We start from the raw sequence: 15,703 nt of genomic DNA, 5'->3' as shown, positions 1-15,703 counted from the left end.
CGCGCAGGTGCGCGTCATCCATCGGATAGATCAACGTAGGAGAGAGGTATCTGGTGGGCGCGCATGTCGACAGTGGAACAGGGCCCAGAAAGCCAGCGCAGAGGGTAACGCCTCGACATCCGCCGGACCGCTCGGCGCGACGACGCCAGGCAGTGTCTCGGGGTAAGTGTCGGGGCAACCGTCCATGGGCGAATCACAGTGGTGGAGTTGCCCGGCAGCGTCACATGCTGGGTCAGGTGGGTCAATTCAGGGTTGCTGGAGTTTGGTTACACGTTGGCTAAACATTCGCCGTCCTTGCCACCCTGCCATCTTGCTGGAAATAATGGCCGCCCGATCATGCCCAAGGACTCGACTGCATGAAAGCTCCCTTAGCCCTGTGTGTATTGGCGAGTCTAGCGACGCCTGCCCTGGCGGACACTGCCCCCTCGCGCCTGGACACCGTCCTCGACAGCGGCACGCTCACCGTCTGCACCACCGGCGACTACAAGCCTTACACCTCCCTGCGTGCCGATGGCCACTACGAGGGCATCGATATCGCCATGGCCGAGTCCCTGGCCAAGAGCCTCAATGCAACGATCGCCTGGGTGCCCACCACCTGGAAAACCCTGATGCCGGACTTCCTCGCGCAACGCTGCGACATCGCCGTGGGCGGTATTTCGGTGTCGTTGGAACGCCAGAAAAAAGCCTTCTTCAGCCAGTCCCTCGGGGTCGACGGCAAGATCCCGCTGGTGCGCTGCGCCGATGTACAGCGTTACCAGACCGTCGAGCAGATCAACCAGCCGCAGGTGCGGGTGATCGAACCGGCGGGCGGCACCAACGAAGTGTTCGCCCGGGCACACCTGGGCCAGGCGCAGATACGCCTGCACGACAACGTGAGCATCTTCGACGAACTGCTGGCGGGCAAGGCTGATGTGATGATCACCGACGCCAGCGAGGCGCGCTTCCAGCAGAAGCTCAAGCCGGGGCTGTGCGCGGTCAACCCGCAGCGGCAGATGCAGTACAGCGAAAAAGCCTTCCTGCTGCCCCGCGACGATGTGGCCTGGAAAAGCTATGTCGACCAGTGGTTGCACCTGAGCGTGGCCACCGGGGTGTACGACGGCATCGTCAATCAATGGCTGGCAGCGCCCTGAGCCGCAGCCGTCTACGCTGTGCTCACACCTATAAGAACGAGGCACGGACAATGAAGGGACTGCTCCGATTCACCTGGCTGCTGCTGTTGGGTTTCAGCCAGGTCCACGCCGCTACCTTGCCGGAGGAGGACGCCCAGGCGGCCAAGGCCCTGCTGGGGAAAGCCTTGGCCTACTACCAGAGCAATGGCGACAAGGCCTTCGCCGCCTTCAGCCGCCAGGGCGAGTTTATCGACCATGACCGCTATGTGTTCGTGGTCGACACCCAGGGCGTGTTGCTGGCCAGCGGCGGGCCCTCCTCCGCGTTGATCGGCCGCGATATTTCCGAAGTGCTGGGGCCGGATTTGCGCCAGTCGTTCAAGGACGCGCTTAAGGTGCCGGAAGGCCAGGGCATCCAGCAGGCCGACTACCGCTGGCAGAACTGGAACGACGGCAAGACCGAGCACAAGCATGTGTTTTATCAGCGCGTGGGCGAGCGCATCCTGGCGGTGGGCTATTACCTGCCACGGGCCACGCCGGAACAGGCGCGGGCACTGCGCGACCAGGCTGTCAAGGCGCTGGTCAAGGATCAAGCGGGCACGCTGAAGGCGATCAACTCATTGCAGGGCGGTTTCCTGCAGGATGATCTCTACGTGTTTGTGGTGAACCTCGATACCCAGCGCTATGTCGCCCATGGCACCAACCTGCGACTGGTCAACACCGACTTCAGCACGATCAAGGACCCGGACGGCAAGCCGGTGGGCGAACCGATTCTCAAGCTGATGACGGAGCAAGACCAGGGTGAGTACAAGTACCGCTGGAAAAACCCGGTGACCGGCAAGGTCGAGCACAAGCATGCGTATTTGCGCAAAGTCGGGCATTTCATGGTGGCGGTCGGGTACTACAGCCCCTGATCCAAAGTGGCAGGCGATCAAGCATGGGCGCTTGATCAAGCCAGCTACTCGGCGCTGTCTTCCCGACCGCGCAGCACGCGATTAGGCATCGCAATCGCCGCCGCCAACCCCAGCAACGACACCGCCGCACTCACCATCAGCAAATGCCGGAACGTCACCGCCAGTTCCCCGCGCAGGGCGTCCTGCGCCGGGCCCGGGGCGGCGTTCAGGCCGTCGAGCAGGACGTTGCCGGAGCCGCCCTCGGCCACCAGCGCACCGCTGGCCAGGTGGGCAAAGCTGGAGTCCTGCAACAGCGCCAGCAACAACGCCGACATGCACGCCACCCCGACTGCCCCGCCCAGGGAGCGGAACAGGTTGGTGGTGCTGGTGGCGACGCCGATATCGTGCTGGCCCACCGAATTCTGTGTGCCCACCAGCGAGGTCGGGAACTGCATGCCGGCAGCGATGCCGCACAGCAACATGAACATTGCCGTCAGCCCCAACGCCTGCGGCGCACTGTAGGCCATGCCGAGAATCGCCAAGGGGCTCAACACGGCGCCGCTGAGGATCAGCGGTTTATAGCGCCCGGTCACCGAGGTCATGCGCCCGGCAAAGTAGGCGCCCATCGGCAAGCCCATCGCCAGCGGCAGCAGGTGCAGCGCGGCGCTGTCGGCACCGGAACCGGTTACCGTCTGAAAGCGCAGGGGCATCAGCACCGTCAGGGAAATCGCCTGAAAACTGGTGAAAAACATCGTACACCAGCACAACACCGCGCTGCGGTTGGCGAACAGGTGCATCGGCAGCAACGGTTCCCGCGCACGCCGCTCATGCCAGACAAATATGCTCAGCGCCACCAGCGCGCAGGCCAGCAACGCTAGCACCGAGTCATCGCGCCAAGAATGGCCCTGGCCGATCTCGGTGATGCCCAGCAACAAGGCGCTCAAGCCGATGATCATCAGCACAGTACCGAGGTAATCGATGATCGGCTTGCGTTGCGGTAACGGCAGCCCGACGAGGGAGCGATGGGCCACGTACCAAGCACCGGCGCCCAAGGGCAGGTTGATCAAAAACACCCAGCGCCAGGACAGGTACTCGGTCATATAACCGCCCAGCACCGGCCCGGCCACGCTGGCCACTGCGTACATGCTGCTGAAATAGCCCTGGTAACGGCCGCGCTCGCGGGGCGGGATGATGTCGCCGATGATCGCCTGGCTCACCGAAATCATCCCGCCGGCGCCGATGCCCTGGAGCACCCGCGCCAGCACCAGTTGCTCCATGCTCTGTGCCATGCCACAGAACAGCGACGCCAGGGTGAACAGGCCCATGCCGATCAGCATCATCGGCCGCCGCCCGTACAGGTCGCCGAGTTTGCCGTAGATCGGCACCGCCACTGTCATCGCCACCATGTAGCCGGAGATCACCCATGCCAGTAGGTTGACGTCGTGGAACTGCGCGGAAATGGCCGGCATGGACACCGCGACAATGGTCTGGTCCAAGGCACCGAGGAAGATCGCCATCATCAACGAGACGAGGATGCTGCGCACGGCGGGCACGGCTGGGGTGGGTTGATTGAGTTGAGTCACGGTAAACCTTCGAGCAAGGCCCGCAGGAAAAGGCGACCTGCGGGGATGCTCGATACGATAGCAGGCTATTCGATAGCTTCGTAAGGAAGCCCGACGTAATTTTCGGCGATGGTCGTGCGACCGGCGTGGGAGTGGATGAAGTACGCCAGTTCGCTCTCGGCAATGCGCTGGCTGAACCCGTCCGCCTCGGGAAATTGATGCAGCATCGACGTCATCCACCAGGAAAACCGTTCGGCCTTCCACACCCGCCGCAGGCAGATCTCCGAGTATTTCTCCAGCAACTCCACACGCCCCTCGCGGTAGACCTTGAGCAAGATCCGAAACAGCGTGCTCACGTCACTCGCCGCCAGGTTCAAGCCCTTGGCCCCGGTGGGTGGCACGATGTGCGCCGCATCCCCCAGCAGGAACAAACGCCCGTACTGCATCGGCTCGACCACGAAGCTGCGCAGCGGCGCGATGCTTTTTTCGATCGACGGCCCGGTCACCAACTGTTCGGCCAGGTGGCTCGGCAGGCGCACTTTCAGTTCATCCCAGAAACGCTGGTCCGACCACGCGTCGACCGATTCCTCAACGGGTACTTGCAGGTAGTAACGGCTGCGTGTCGGCGAACGCATGCTGCACAAGGCAAACCCACGCGCATGCTTGGCGTACACCAGTTCTTCATGGACCGGCGGCGTGTCGGCCAGGATACCCAGCCAGCCGAAGGGGTACACCCGTTCGAAGACCTTCAGCGATTCGGCCGGGATCGCTTGACGGGCGACACCGTGAAAACCGTCGCAACCGGCCACGTAGTCACACTCCAGGCGAAAGGTTTCGCCTTCATGTTCGAACGTCAACCAGGGCTGATCAGTTTTGAGCCCGTGGGGTTGCACCTCACGGGCGTTATACAAGGTGATGGCACCTGCGGCGGCGCGCGCGTCCATCAGGTCGCGGGTCACTTCGGTCTGGCCGTAGACCATCACCGATTGACCGCCGGTGAGCGCCTTGAGGTCGATGTGGGTCAATTGGCCATTGAGCGCCAGTTCGAAGCCATCGTGGACCAGGCCCTCCGCGTCCATGCGCTGGCTGACGCCGGCCTCGCGCAGCAGGTCGACCATGCCTTGCTCCAACACGCCGGCACGGATGCGACCCAGCACGTAATCGGCGCTTTGGCGCTCTAGAATCAGGGTCTGGATACCGGCCTGATGCAGCAGTTGGCCGAGCAGAAGTCCCGAGGGACCGGCGCCGATAATGGCGACTTGAGTTTTCAGTGTTTTCATTATTTTTGTGGTCCGCAAGTTTCACCCGAACGGATCAGGTGAAAGAGTTGTCATTGGTCGTGTTGCTGACATTTTTCACTTGAGTGGCCGCTATAAGAAGGTGAAAACTGCGCCAAAGCCTGCGCTTTTTGCCAATCGGGGCGATTACCGAACCACTTGCCTGAGTATCGGATTGAAACTATGACTAAACCTGCCAGTTCCGCGATTCCGGTGTTCAAGTTGTATGGGGAAAACCAGCAATGGCCGACGCCGGATTTGTTGCACTGCGAAACGATTTCCCGACGCAGCCGGGACTATCAGTGGGAAATCCAGCCCCACCGGCACGCGGATCTGTGCCAGTTGCTGTACGTCCACAAAGGCCAGGCGCAACTGGAGATCGAAGGCCAGCGCACCACCCTCAACGAAGCGACCTTGCAGGTGCTGCCGCCGCTGTGCGTGCATGGGTTTCGGTTTGCTGAAGAGGTCGAAGGCTACGTGCTGACCCTGGCGGCCCCGCTGGTCAGCCATCTGCAAGCGCAACTGGGCGCGACGGTGGACGGCCTGCAGGCGCTCGGCACTTACCCGGCAGGCAAGGACCGTGACTACCTCCACAGCCTGTTCTCCCGCCTGCAGGACGAATACGCCGATGAACAGCCGGCCCGGGACATGATGATGCACGCCCTGGTCAGCGTACTGCTGGTGTGGATCAGCCGCCAGGCGATCCAGCGCCGTCACCCACGAGCACCGCGCGGGCAAGAATATTTCCGGCGCTTTACCCAATTGGTCGAGCAGCATTATCGCGAACACCCGAAGATTGAAGACCTAGCCCACAAGCTGGGCATCTCGGTCTCACACCTGAACGGCACGTGCCGGGAATTGGGCGGGCAACCTGCGCTACAGATCATGCATGACCGCCAATTGCTCGAAGCCAAGCGACTGCTGACCTACACGAGCATGACCATCAATGAAATGTCCGAGGTACTGGGCTTTTCCGACCCGACCAATTTCTCGCGGCTGTTCCGCCGACGGGTCGGGTTTTCGCCCAAGGCGTTTCGCGAGCAACTCAAGGCCGACACACCCCAGGGTTAAAGGTGGGATCGTCCTCTTTAGGCCATTAGCGCAACGCGCTGAAACTGCCGGTGTGCGGAATGCATTGGTCCTGATTGCAACTGATCGCAAAGCTCGGCTGCATCCGGGTCTGCTCCACGCGATAGGCGGCAGTGCCGTACAGCGCGCTGGCTAAGGCGCAGAGGATGAAGATCATCAGGTACTTTCTGGTTTTGACGGTCATGGCACAGACCTCTGAAGGATCTATTTGACGCTGTTTAAAGCATAGGTCAGTCAGGGCGAGTTGCCATTATTGGACGACATTCAACATCTGTATGTCGGGTCAGAGGCCCCTATCCCACGCCGGCGTTTCCGGAAACCTCTGCACCAGGAAATCCAGCAGGCTGCGCAGCGCCGACGGCATGTGTTTGCGCGACGCGTACACCGCGTAGATGTTCATCTGCCGCGGCTCGGCTGCGGGCAGCAGGCGCACCAGTTCGCCACGACGGATGTGCTCCCCGGCCTGATAACTGGGCAACATCGCCACCCCGGCACCGGCCAGCGTCAGGCGTAACAGCGTGCTGGCTTCGTTGGCGGTGATATTGCCGTGGACCGGCACCGAAACGTGCTCGCCGCCTTCCTCGAAATGCCACAGGCTTTTGCCGAAGTACGAGTGGGTCAGGCAGTTGTGCAGCGCCAGGTCTTCGACCTTTTGCGGCGTCGGATGCTCAAGCAGGTAGGCCGGGGTCGCGCACACCACCGAGCGACAGACGGTCAGGCGCCGTGCGATCAGGTTGGGGTCCAGGTCATTGCTGGTGCGGATCGCCAGATCGATGCGCTCATCCACCAGGTTGACCGTGCGATCGAGCATCTGCAGGTCGACCGTCACCAAGGGGTAGCGCTTGACGTACTCAGCGATGGCCTCGGCCAGCTGCGCCAGGCCGAACGAGGTGCTGACACTCAGGCGCAACAGGCCACGGGGCGCGTCATCCGGCTCGCGAACGGCGGCCTGCATGTCACCGCACAATTCCAGCAATTGCCGGCAACGTGGCAGGGTTTCCCCGCCGGCGGCCGTGAGGCTCAGCTTGCGCGTGGTGCGATGCAGCAAGCGCGCGCCGACCCAGTCTTCCAGCTCGGCCAGGTAGCGCGAGACCACCGGGCGCGACAGGTCCAGATGGTCGGCGGCGGCGGACTGGCTGCCCAAATCCACCACCGTCACAAACACGCGCATTGCTTGAAGACGATCCATGATCTGCCCGATTTTAGAAACAAACTATGTCCCAGCATCGCATTTTTTGTTGTGTTTGGTGCAACTAAGCTCTGTGCATCCCTTACCGATTGCCGGAGCTGCCCGATGTTTTCCACCCTCAAGCGCCTGACCCTGGCGACCGCCGCCCTGGCCTTCGCCGCCCAGGCCGCCGCCACCGAGCTGACCCTCGACGTGTATAACCCCGGCGAAGCCGCGATCTTTCCGGTCAGTTCGGTGCTGGTCAGCGGCGCGAAAGACGCGATCCTGGTCGACGCGCAGTTCGGTAAAAGCCAGGCCGAACAACTGGTGCAGAAGATCCGCGCGAGCGGCAAACACCTGACCACCATCTACATCAGCCACGGCGACCCGGACTACTACTTCGGCCTCGACACCCTGACCGCTGCATTCCCCGATGCCAAGGTGCTGGCCCCGCAAGCGGTGGTCGACCATATCAACGCTACCGTCGCCGGCAAACTGGCGTTCTGGGGCCCGAAAATGGGCGCCGACAAGCCGGGCAAAACCATCGTGCCGCAGGTGCTCGCCGGCCACCGCCTGACGCTTGAAGGGCAACACCTGGAAGTGATCGGCCTGGACGGCCCGCAGCCGGATCGCAGCTTTGTGTGGGTTCCATCGATCAAGGCCGTCATCGGCGGCGTGGTGGTCGCCGACAACATCCACCTGTGGATGGCCGATACTCAGAGCGCGCAGTCGCATAAAGACTGGCTGGCCACCCTGCAACGCATCGCCGAGCTGAAGCCGCGCACGGTGGTTCCGGGGCATTTCCTCGGCAGCCCGGCGCTGCAATCCGTGTCCTTTACCGCCGACTACATCAAGGCCTTTGACGAAGAAACCGCCAAGGCCAAGGATTCCGCCGCCCTGATCGCGGCAATGCAAAAGCGTTACCCGACCCTCGCCGACGAAAGCTCGCTGGAACTGAGCGCCAAAGTCGCCAAGGGCGAAATGAAGTGGTGAAGCGTTTCACACCTTAACCGTACTGGAGAACGTCATGAGCAAGATCGCAATCATTGGGGCCACTGGCCGTGCGGGCAGTCAACTGCTGGAAGAGGCGCTGCGGCGTGGGCATAGCGTCACCGCCATCGCGCGTAACACCGACAAACTGGCCGTGCGCCCTGGCGTCAGCGTCAAACAGGTCGATGCACTGGATGCCGAGGCCTTGCAACAGGCCATCAGCGGCAGCGATGTGGTGATCAGCGCGGCGCACTTCGCCACCCTGCCCGCCAGCGCGGTGATCGGCCCGGTGAAAAAAGCTGCGGTGAAACGCCTGCTGGTGGTAGGCAGCGCGGGCTCGCTGCTGCTGCCGGATGGCACTCGGGTGATCGACAGCGAGGGTTTCCCGCAAGCGTACAAGGCAGAAGCCAGTGCCGGCGCGACGTTCCTCGATGCGTTGCGTCAGGAGCAGGAACTGGATTGGACCTTCCTGTCGCCGTCGGCCGAATTCGTTGAAACCGAGCGCACCGGCACGTTCCGCCTGGGCCAGGATGATTTGCTGGTGAGCAGCGAAGGCCGCAGTTGGATCAGCTTCGCCGACTTCGCCATCGCGATGCTCGATGAAGTGGAAACACCCAAGCACTCGCGCCAGCGTTTCACCGTCGGTTACTGAGCCAACGCGATCAAAATATGGGGGCGCTGCGTTGCCGGCGCCCCCATGTGGATCTTCAGCGCTACGCCTGTTGCGCCTGGTTGACCAACCAATCCATCAGCGCTTCAAGCCCGGCCGAAGGGGTTGTCCCCGGCGGATACACCAGGTAATAGCCCATCCCCGTCGGCACCCGCAATTCAAACGGCGTCACCAACCGTCCCGCCTTCACGTCTTCGCCAATCAACGCACCGTCGCCAATCGCCACGCCTGAGCCCTGGGACGCCACGGTCATGGCCAGATCCAGCGTCTCGAAATGATGGCCCTGGCTCACATTGCTCAAGCGCGTCTTCGCCGCCTCCAGCCACAACGCCCAGTCCCGCTCGTCCCGCGTGGGATGCAACAGCACCTGTTGCTGCAGGTCCGCAGGCGTACTCAGACAGTCGCGTAAAGCCGGCGCGCATACCGGTGTGAGTTGTTCATCGAACAGATGCCGAGCCTCGGCCGATTGTTCCGCGCTGGGCGCATAGATCACCGCCGCATCGAACTGCTCGCGACGAAAGTCCACCGTGTAGGCCACGGTCGTGGTCAGCTCCACCGGCACATCCGGGCGTTCGCGTTGCCATTGCATCAAGCGCGGCAGCAGCCAGCGCATCACGCAGGTGGAGGCCTTGAGCTGCAGGGTGTCGCGGCGGCTGCCGATCTGCTCCAGCGCGTCACCGAGCAGGCCGAACACCTGCTGCACCCGCAGCGACCACTCGCGGCCTTCTTCAGTCAGGCTCAAGCCCCGCGCCTGACGCAGGAACAGCGCGTAGCCCAAATAGCTTTCCAGCCCGGCGATCTGCCGGCTTACCGCACCCTGGGTGATGTGCAACTGCTCGGCGGCGCGGGTGAAGTTACAACACTGGGCGGTGACCCAGAAGGTGTGCAGCGCGGGCAGCGGCGGAAGGCGTTTCATAGGGGCAAGCAGCCATGACGTGAGGACATGGCAAGTATGACTTTTTATCGATTGTTGCCGCTACGGCCAGCCGGTCCAATACCGCCCAACCTCAACAATAAGAGCGACATGTATGGCGACCTGCGGCGAAGTACTGGTCAACCTTCTGGAACGCTACGGCGTGGACCAGGTGTTTGGTATCCCTGGAGTACACACCGTGGAGTTGTATCGCGGCCTGGCGCGCTCGAACATCCGCCACGTCACCCCGCGCCACGAACAGGGCGCGGGCTTTATGGCCGATGGCTATGCACGCACCAGCGGCAAGCCCGGCGTGTGTTTCATCATCACCGGCCCCGGCATGACCAACATCACCACGGCCATGGGCCAGGCCTATGCCGACTCGATCCCGATGCTGGTGATCTCCAGCGTGCAGTCGCGCAGCCAGTTGGGCGGCGGGCGCGGCACGTTGCATGAGCTGCCGAACCAGAGCGCGCTGGTCGCCGGCGTGGCGGCGTTCTCCCACACCTTGATGTCGGCAGCGCAATTACCCGGCGTACTGGCGCGGGCGTTTGCGCTGTTCCAGGCGGGGCGGCCGCGCCCGGTACACATCGAAATCCCGCTGGATGTGCTGGTGGAAAACGCCGATGCGTTGCTCGGCACTTCACCCGTCAGCGTGGCGCGTGCCGGGGCGGCACCGTCGGCGGTCAAGCAAATGAGCCAACGGCTCGCCGCCGCCAAACGCCCGTTGATCCTGGCCGGCGGCGGTGCCATCGCGGCCGCTGCGGCGTTGACCCGCCTGGCAGAAACCCTCGGCGCCCCCGTGGCGCTGACCATCAACGCCAAAGGTATGCTGCCCGCGGCCCACCCGCTGCTGATCGGCTCGACCCAGACCCTGCTCGCCACCCGCGCCCTGGTCGCCGAGGCCGATGTGGTGCTGGCGATCGGCACGGAGCTGGCGGAGACCGACTACGACGTGACCTTCGCCGGCGGTTTCGAGATTCCCGGCGCGCTGCTGCGCATCGATATCGACCCGGACCAAACCGTGCGCAATTACCCGCCCGAACAGGCGTTGGTGGCCGACGCACAGATCGCCGCCGAGGCCTTGCTCGCTGAACTCCAGCGCCTGCCGCTGGCGCCTCGCCACAGCGCCTGGGGTGCTCAACGCGTCGCCCGCCTATGGGCCGATTTGACGCCGGCCTGGGACACCGCCACCCGTGCGCAAACCCGCTTCCTTCACACCGTGCTGGAGGAACTGCCCAATGCGGTGCTGGTGGGCGACTCCACGCAGCCGGTGTACAGCGGCAACCTGACCCTGAACCTCGACCACCCGCGCCGCTGGTTCAACGCCTCCACCGGCTACGGAACCTTGGGCTACGCGCTGCCTGCGGCCATCGGCGCCTGGTTGGGGCGTGGTGATGGCCAGCCGGTGGTGTGCCTGATCGGTGACGGCGGGCTGCAATTCACTCTGCCGGAACTGGCCAGCGCCGTGGAAGCACGCACGCCGATCATCGTGCTGCTGTGGAATAACCAGGGCTACGAGGAGATCAAGAAGTACATGCTCAACCGGGCCATCGAACCGGTCGGCGTCGACATCTACACTCCGGACTTTATCGGCGTGGCCACGGCCCTCGGTTGCGCCGCCGAGCGCATCCAGGGCGTGGACTCGCTGCGCGTTGCCTTGCGGGCCGCCGCTGATCGCCAGGGGCCGACGCTGATTGAAATCGACCAGCAACGTTGGATGCAGGAGGTGGCGGTATGAGCGCAGTCATGAACGGTCTGTATATCAATGGTGCGTGGCGTGCGGGCCATGACGTGCTGGAGGTGATCAACCCGGCCACCGAGGAGACGTTGGCCCAGGTCAGCGTCGGCGATGCGAGCGCCGTGGCCGAGGCGGTCGATGCGGCCAGCGCGGCGTTTATCGGCTGGTCGCAAAGCACCGGGCGTGAGCGCGGCGCCCTGCTGCGCAAAGTGGCTCAGGGTGTGAGCGAACAGCGTGAGGCGTTGATGCGCGTGCAGTCGCGCAACAGCGGCAAACCGTTGTTCGAAGCGGGTATCGATGTGGACGACGTGATCGCCACCTTCGAGTACTACGCCGGTCTCGCCGAGGCGCTGGACGCCGAGCAAGACCGTGCGGTGGCGCTGCCCAGTGACGCCTTCAGCGCCCGCCTGCGCCGCGAACCCTGCGGCGTGGTGGGCCTGATCGTGCCATGGAATTTCCCCATGGTCACCACCGCCTGGAAACTCGCCCCGGCCCTCGCCGCCGGCTGTTGCGTGGTGCTCAAACCGTCGGAAGTGACACCGTTGGCGGAATTGCAACTGGCGCGGATCATCGCCGGCGCCGGCTTCCCGGCGGGGGTGTTCAACCTCGTCTGCGGCACCGGCCTGGCCGTGGGCGCCCCACTGGCAGCGGCGCCTCGCGTGGCGAAGATTTCCTTCACCGGCAGCAATGCGGTGGGCGTGCAGGTGATGCAACGCGCCGCCGAAACCGTCAAGGGCGTGAGCCTGGAGCTGGGGGGCAAATCCTCGCTGCTGGTGCTGGAAGATGCCGACCTCGACCTGGCGCTTGAGCTGGCCTGTGGTGGCGGCTTTTTCAACGCTGGGCAGATGTGTTCGGCGACCAGCCGCGTGCTGGTGGCGGACAGTCTCGCGGATGAATTCCTGCAGCGTTTGACCGCGCGGGTTGAAGGGATTCGCGTCGCTGACCCGTTTGCCGAAGACGTGGAAATGGGCGCGCTGATCAACCACGCGCAGTACCAACGGGTGTTGGCGCATATCCAGCGCGGCGTGCAGGACGGCGCCCGCTTGCTGTGCGGCGGTGAGCGCCCGGCACACTTGGCGAAGGGCTATTTCATTCGTCCCACGCTGTTCACCGACGTGCCGCTGGACAGCGCGTTGTGGCAGCAAGAAATCTTCGGCCCGGTGCTGTGTGTACGACGCTTTACCACGGAAGACGAGGCCATCGCCCTGGCCAACGACAGCGATTTCGGCCTGGTCGCCAGCGTGGTCAGCCGCAACGGCGAAGCCGCCGAACGCGTGGCCAATGCCTTGCAGGCCGGCATGGTGTGGATCAACGCGCCGCAGCTGATCTTCGCGCAAACGGCGTGGGGCGGTTACAAGCAGAGCAGCATCGGCCGCGAGCTGGGCCCGTGGGGGTTGGCGGCGTTTCAGGAGATCAAGCACGTGATCCGGTCTAACTGACGACGCTGCCTCCCTATGGAATGTGGCCCAATGTGGAAGGGGCTTGCCCCCTCCCACATTTTGATGTGCGGTATTTCAGTTAACTGCGTTTTTTAGATAGCCCCTGCGACTTTCTCATTTGCCCCCGCTCCCCGTGCGTGGCCTGATTCGCCCTTGTTCACTCAAGGCAGGCTCATGGCAAACGTTCACGTAAAATCCACCACCGCCGTCTGGCTGATGATCAGCGTCGTGCTGGTCGCGCTTAACCTGCGCCCGTCGATGGCGGCCGTAGGGCCGTTGTTAGCGTCGATTCGCGGCGAGGTGCCGTTGAGTTTCAGCAGCGCGGCGTTGCTGACCATGTTGCCGGTCATGGCCATGGGCCTGGCGATGTTTTTCGGCATGGGCCTGGCCAAGCGCTTCGGCGAACATCGCAGCATCGCGGTGTCGCTGCTGGTGATCGGCGCGGCGACGCTGTCGCGGTTGTTCCTCGATTCGGCGCTGGAATTGATCGTCAGCGCGATCGCTGCGGGGGTTGGCATCGCGATGATCCAGGCGGTGATGCCGGCGCTGATCAAGTCGCGTTTCAGCGCTAACGTTTCATTGTTCATGGGCTTGTACGTCACGGCGATCATGGGCGGTGCGGCGCTGGCGGCGTCGTTCTCGCCGTTCGTGCAGGTGCAGACCGGCAGTTGGCGCATCGGCCTGGCGATCTGGGCAGGGCTGGCCTTGCTCGCCCTGGTTTTCTGGTCCGCCCAGCGTGCGGCGCTGCCCGCCCTGCCCCAGGCCGGTTCTGACAAGCAGGAAGGATTTTTCGGCAATGGTCGCGCCTGGTTGCTGGCGATCTTTTTTGGCCTCGGTACAGCCTCCTACACCTGCGTCCTGGCGTGGCTGGCGCCGTACTACGTCGAACAAGGCTGGAGCGAACAGCATGCCGGTTTGCTCCTGGGTTTCCTCACCGCGATGGAAGTCATCTCGGGCCTCGTGACCCCGGCCATCGCTAACCGTCGCCAGGATAAACGCGCAGTGGTGGCGGTATTGCTGGTGCTGATCATCCTCGGTTTCTGCGGGCTGATCCTGGCGCCCCAATACCTGAGTTTGCTGTGGCCCTGCCTACTCGGCCTGGGCATCGGCGGGCTGTTCCCGATGAGTTTGATCCTGTCCCTCGACCACCTCGACCACCCGCGCCGCGCCGGTGGCCTGACGGCGTTTGTGCAAGGCATCGGCTACCTGATTGCCGGCCTGTCGCCGTTGATCGCCGGGATGATCCGCGATCAATTGGGCAGTTTCGAATGGGCATGGTGGTCGCTGACGGCGGTGATCGGGGTGATGCTGCTGATCGTCACGCGCTTCGATCCGAAGCATTACGCGGACCACATTCGCTGACGTCGTATTGCAAACACTTTTTGTCCCACACAAAACATAGAAACACCCTACAGAGCTTTCTATTGGCACGCCCGTTCCGTTAACCTTCTACCCTTGTCGCGCGCTGCCACAGTGCCAAGGCTTACCGGATGGAATGGATGCTAAACAGTAACTTGCTCAGAAAGCTCGATATGCAGGATTTGATGGTGTTTATCGCCGTCTACGACCAGAGCAGCGTTACCGAGGTGTCAGAAACGCTGTTCGTCAGCCAGTCAACCGTGAGCTACAGCTTGAAGAAGCTGCGCACCAGCTTCGAGGATGAGCTGTTTATCAACACGCGGGCGGGTATGCGTCCGACGTACAAGGCCAGCACCATGTACGGCCATGTGCAGAAAATCCTCGAAAGCATCAACCTGTGCCACGCCGGTGGCCAGGCCTTTGATCCCACCCAGAAAGCCGTGACCTTCAACGTGTGCGCCCCGGAGTATTTCGAGCAGTTGATCCTGCCGCGCCTGTTGAAGAACTTCGACCGCGCCGACCTGCCGGTGATCGTCAATGTGCGCAAGCTGGAAACCGAGATCCCCGCCGACGACCTACGCGAAGGCCGCCTTGACCTGGTGATGTGTTTTGGCCCGCACTTTCACCGCGCCCATAAAGACTTCAAGACCCAGATGCTGCTCGAAGACGACCTGGTGTGTGTCTTCGACAAACGTGCAGCGCCCCGTGAGGCGGCGTTCAGCCTGCAGTCTTTCGTCGAGCGACGCCACGTATTCCCCACGCCGTGGACCTCCGACACCAACATGATCGACGGCTGGCTGGCGCGCCAGGCTCACAAGCGCCAAGTGGTCGCCCGGGCCAACAGCTACAGCGCCGCGTTGAAGATGATCGCCGGCACCGACTTCATCGTTACCCTGCCCCGCCGTGTGCAAAGACTGCTGGCACCCGCCGCAGTGTTCGGCCATTGCGAGGCGCCCAACGGGTTGCCGGGGTTCACCCTGGACATGCAGTGGAACGAAACCAGTGAACAGGACAGCGCCAATACCTGGTTCAGGGAACAAGTCGTGAAAGTCTGCGCTGAGCAGGGATTACTCTAAGCTCACGCACCGACGCAGAGCGGCAGGGTTGTGGAGGACGGAAGCACTCAGCCGATCGCAACTTTACTGTAGGCATCGCGATCGATATCCAGCAACTCGACACTCAGTTGCACCTGCACCCCCTCCGGCCATGGCCCAAGCTCCTGCACCACGGCCAACAGGCTTTCCGATAACTGCTTCTTGACCTGCGCCGAGCGCCCACTGAGCAACGCCAGGCGCACGGCGACAAACCCCCGCACGTTCATGCCGGTGCCCACGCGAAAGCTCTCGACCTTGATCGAACGACTCTTGATATCGAACTCGGCGCCAAACTGACCGGAGGCCACCAACGCGTGGTTCAGACGCAATAGAGCCTTATCGGTGTCCAGTTGCGTCAGGTTGGCGGTGTATTCCAGGTGCAGGTGTGGCATGGGAGTCTCC

General features: G+C 63.1%; 15 protein-coding genes. 9 read left to right on the top strand and 6 right to left on the bottom strand.

The window, feature by feature from the left end:
* Positions 1-356 precede the first annotated feature (356 nt).
* Entirely contained in the window at positions 357-1,130 is a 774-nt protein-coding gene (locus ACS5Q8_RS07855) for a transporter substrate-binding domain-containing protein (RefSeq protein WP_426099504.1), read from the top strand.
* Positions 1,131-1,180: 50 nt separating this feature from the next.
* Positions 1,181-2,020, top strand: a complete 840-nt coding sequence (locus ACS5Q8_RS07850) for a cache domain-containing protein (RefSeq protein ID WP_465160034.1) — start codon at positions 1,181-1,183, stop codon at positions 2,018-2,020.
* 44 nt (positions 2,021-2,064) lie between these two features.
* Here the strand turns inward: ACS5Q8_RS07850 and ACS5Q8_RS07845 are convergent, their stop codons facing one another.
* Entirely contained in the window at positions 2,065-3,582 is a 1,518-nt protein-coding gene (locus tag ACS5Q8_RS07845; RefSeq protein ID WP_276197007.1) for an MDR family MFS transporter, read from the bottom strand.
* Positions 3,583-3,647: 65 nt separating this feature from the next.
* Positions 3,648-4,832 carry a 4-hydroxybenzoate 3-monooxygenase gene (pobA, locus tag ACS5Q8_RS07840; RefSeq protein WP_443700063.1) on the bottom strand — a complete coding sequence of 395 codons (1,185 nt, stop codon included), beginning with the start codon at positions 4,830-4,832 and terminating at the stop codon, positions 3,648-3,650.
* Positions 4,833-5,021: 189 nt separating this feature from the next.
* Between pobA and ACS5Q8_RS07835 the strand changes: the two genes are divergently transcribed.
* Positions 5,022-5,909 carry a helix-turn-helix domain-containing protein gene (locus ACS5Q8_RS07835; RefSeq protein ID WP_443700059.1) on the top strand — a complete coding sequence of 296 codons (888 nt, stop codon included), beginning with the start codon at positions 5,022-5,024 and terminating at the stop codon, positions 5,907-5,909.
* 25 nt (positions 5,910-5,934) lie between these two features.
* Here ACS5Q8_RS07835 and ACS5Q8_RS07830 read toward each other — a convergent pair whose 3' ends face one another.
* Both ACS5Q8_RS07830 and ACS5Q8_RS07825 read right to left on the bottom strand, forming a co-directional pair.
* Positions 5,935-6,111, bottom strand: a complete 177-nt coding sequence (locus ACS5Q8_RS07830) for a hypothetical protein (protein ID WP_276197005.1) — start codon at positions 6,109-6,111, stop codon at positions 5,935-5,937.
* A 99-nt stretch (positions 6,112-6,210) separates the two neighbouring features.
* On the bottom strand, positions 6,211-7,116 hold the full coding sequence (locus ACS5Q8_RS07825; RefSeq protein WP_276197004.1) for a LysR family transcriptional regulator: 906 nt from the start codon (positions 7,114-7,116) through the stop codon (positions 6,211-6,213).
* Between the two features lie 105 nt (positions 7,117-7,221).
* On the opposite strand from ACS5Q8_RS07825, the gene ACS5Q8_RS07820 reads away from it, so the two are divergent.
* Positions 7,222-8,088, top strand: a complete 867-nt coding sequence (locus ACS5Q8_RS07820; protein ID WP_443694473.1) for an MBL fold metallo-hydrolase — start codon at positions 7,222-7,224, stop codon at positions 8,086-8,088.
* 34 nt (positions 8,089-8,122) lie between these two features.
* Complete coding sequence (locus tag ACS5Q8_RS07815) at positions 8,123-8,737, top strand: NAD(P)-dependent oxidoreductase (RefSeq protein WP_465160033.1); 615 nt, start codon at positions 8,123-8,125, stop codon at positions 8,735-8,737.
* Positions 8,738-8,798: 61 nt separating this feature from the next.
* Here ACS5Q8_RS07815 and ACS5Q8_RS07810 read toward each other — a convergent pair whose 3' ends face one another.
* Positions 8,799-9,671, bottom strand: coding sequence for a LysR substrate-binding domain-containing protein (locus ACS5Q8_RS07810; protein WP_465160032.1), 873 nt, complete (start codon positions 9,669-9,671; stop codon positions 8,799-8,801).
* A 112-nt stretch (positions 9,672-9,783) separates the two neighbouring features.
* Between ACS5Q8_RS07810 and ACS5Q8_RS07805 the strand changes: the two genes are divergently transcribed.
* The 4 genes from ACS5Q8_RS07805 to ACS5Q8_RS07790 all read left to right on the top strand — a co-directional run bounded on the left by ACS5Q8_RS07805 (position 9,784) and on the right by ACS5Q8_RS07790 (position 15,283).
* Positions 9,784-11,409, top strand: coding sequence for a 5-guanidino-2-oxopentanoate decarboxylase (locus ACS5Q8_RS07805; protein WP_465160030.1), 1,626 nt, complete (start codon positions 9,784-9,786; stop codon positions 11,407-11,409).
* Entirely contained in the window at positions 11,406-12,848 is a 1,443-nt protein-coding gene (locus ACS5Q8_RS07800; protein WP_276196999.1) for an aldehyde dehydrogenase family protein, read from the top strand. The genes ACS5Q8_RS07805 and ACS5Q8_RS07800 overlap by 4 nt, the downstream gene beginning before the upstream one ends.
* Positions 12,849-13,022: 174 nt before the next feature.
* On the top strand, positions 13,023-14,210 hold the full coding sequence (locus tag ACS5Q8_RS07795) for a cyanate transporter (RefSeq protein WP_276196998.1): 1,188 nt from the start codon (positions 13,023-13,025) through the stop codon (positions 14,208-14,210).
* Positions 14,211-14,347: 137 nt separating this feature from the next.
* On the top strand, positions 14,348-15,283 hold the full coding sequence (locus ACS5Q8_RS07790; protein WP_276196997.1) for a LysR family transcriptional regulator: 936 nt from the start codon (positions 14,348-14,350) through the stop codon (positions 15,281-15,283).
* A 47-nt stretch (positions 15,284-15,330) separates the two neighbouring features.
* Here ACS5Q8_RS07790 and ACS5Q8_RS07785 read toward each other — a convergent pair whose 3' ends face one another.
* Positions 15,331-15,693 carry a 5-carboxymethyl-2-hydroxymuconate Delta-isomerase gene (locus tag ACS5Q8_RS07785; protein WP_276196996.1) on the bottom strand — a complete coding sequence of 121 codons (363 nt, stop codon included), beginning with the start codon at positions 15,691-15,693 and terminating at the stop codon, positions 15,331-15,333.
* Between the last annotated feature and the right edge of the window lie 10 nt (positions 15,694-15,703).

This window comes from Pseudomonas sp. PAMC25584, from assembly GCF_058135675.1.
The sequence above is the reverse complement of the archived record's forward strand: the minus strand, read 5'-3'. Positions and strand labels throughout refer to the sequence as shown.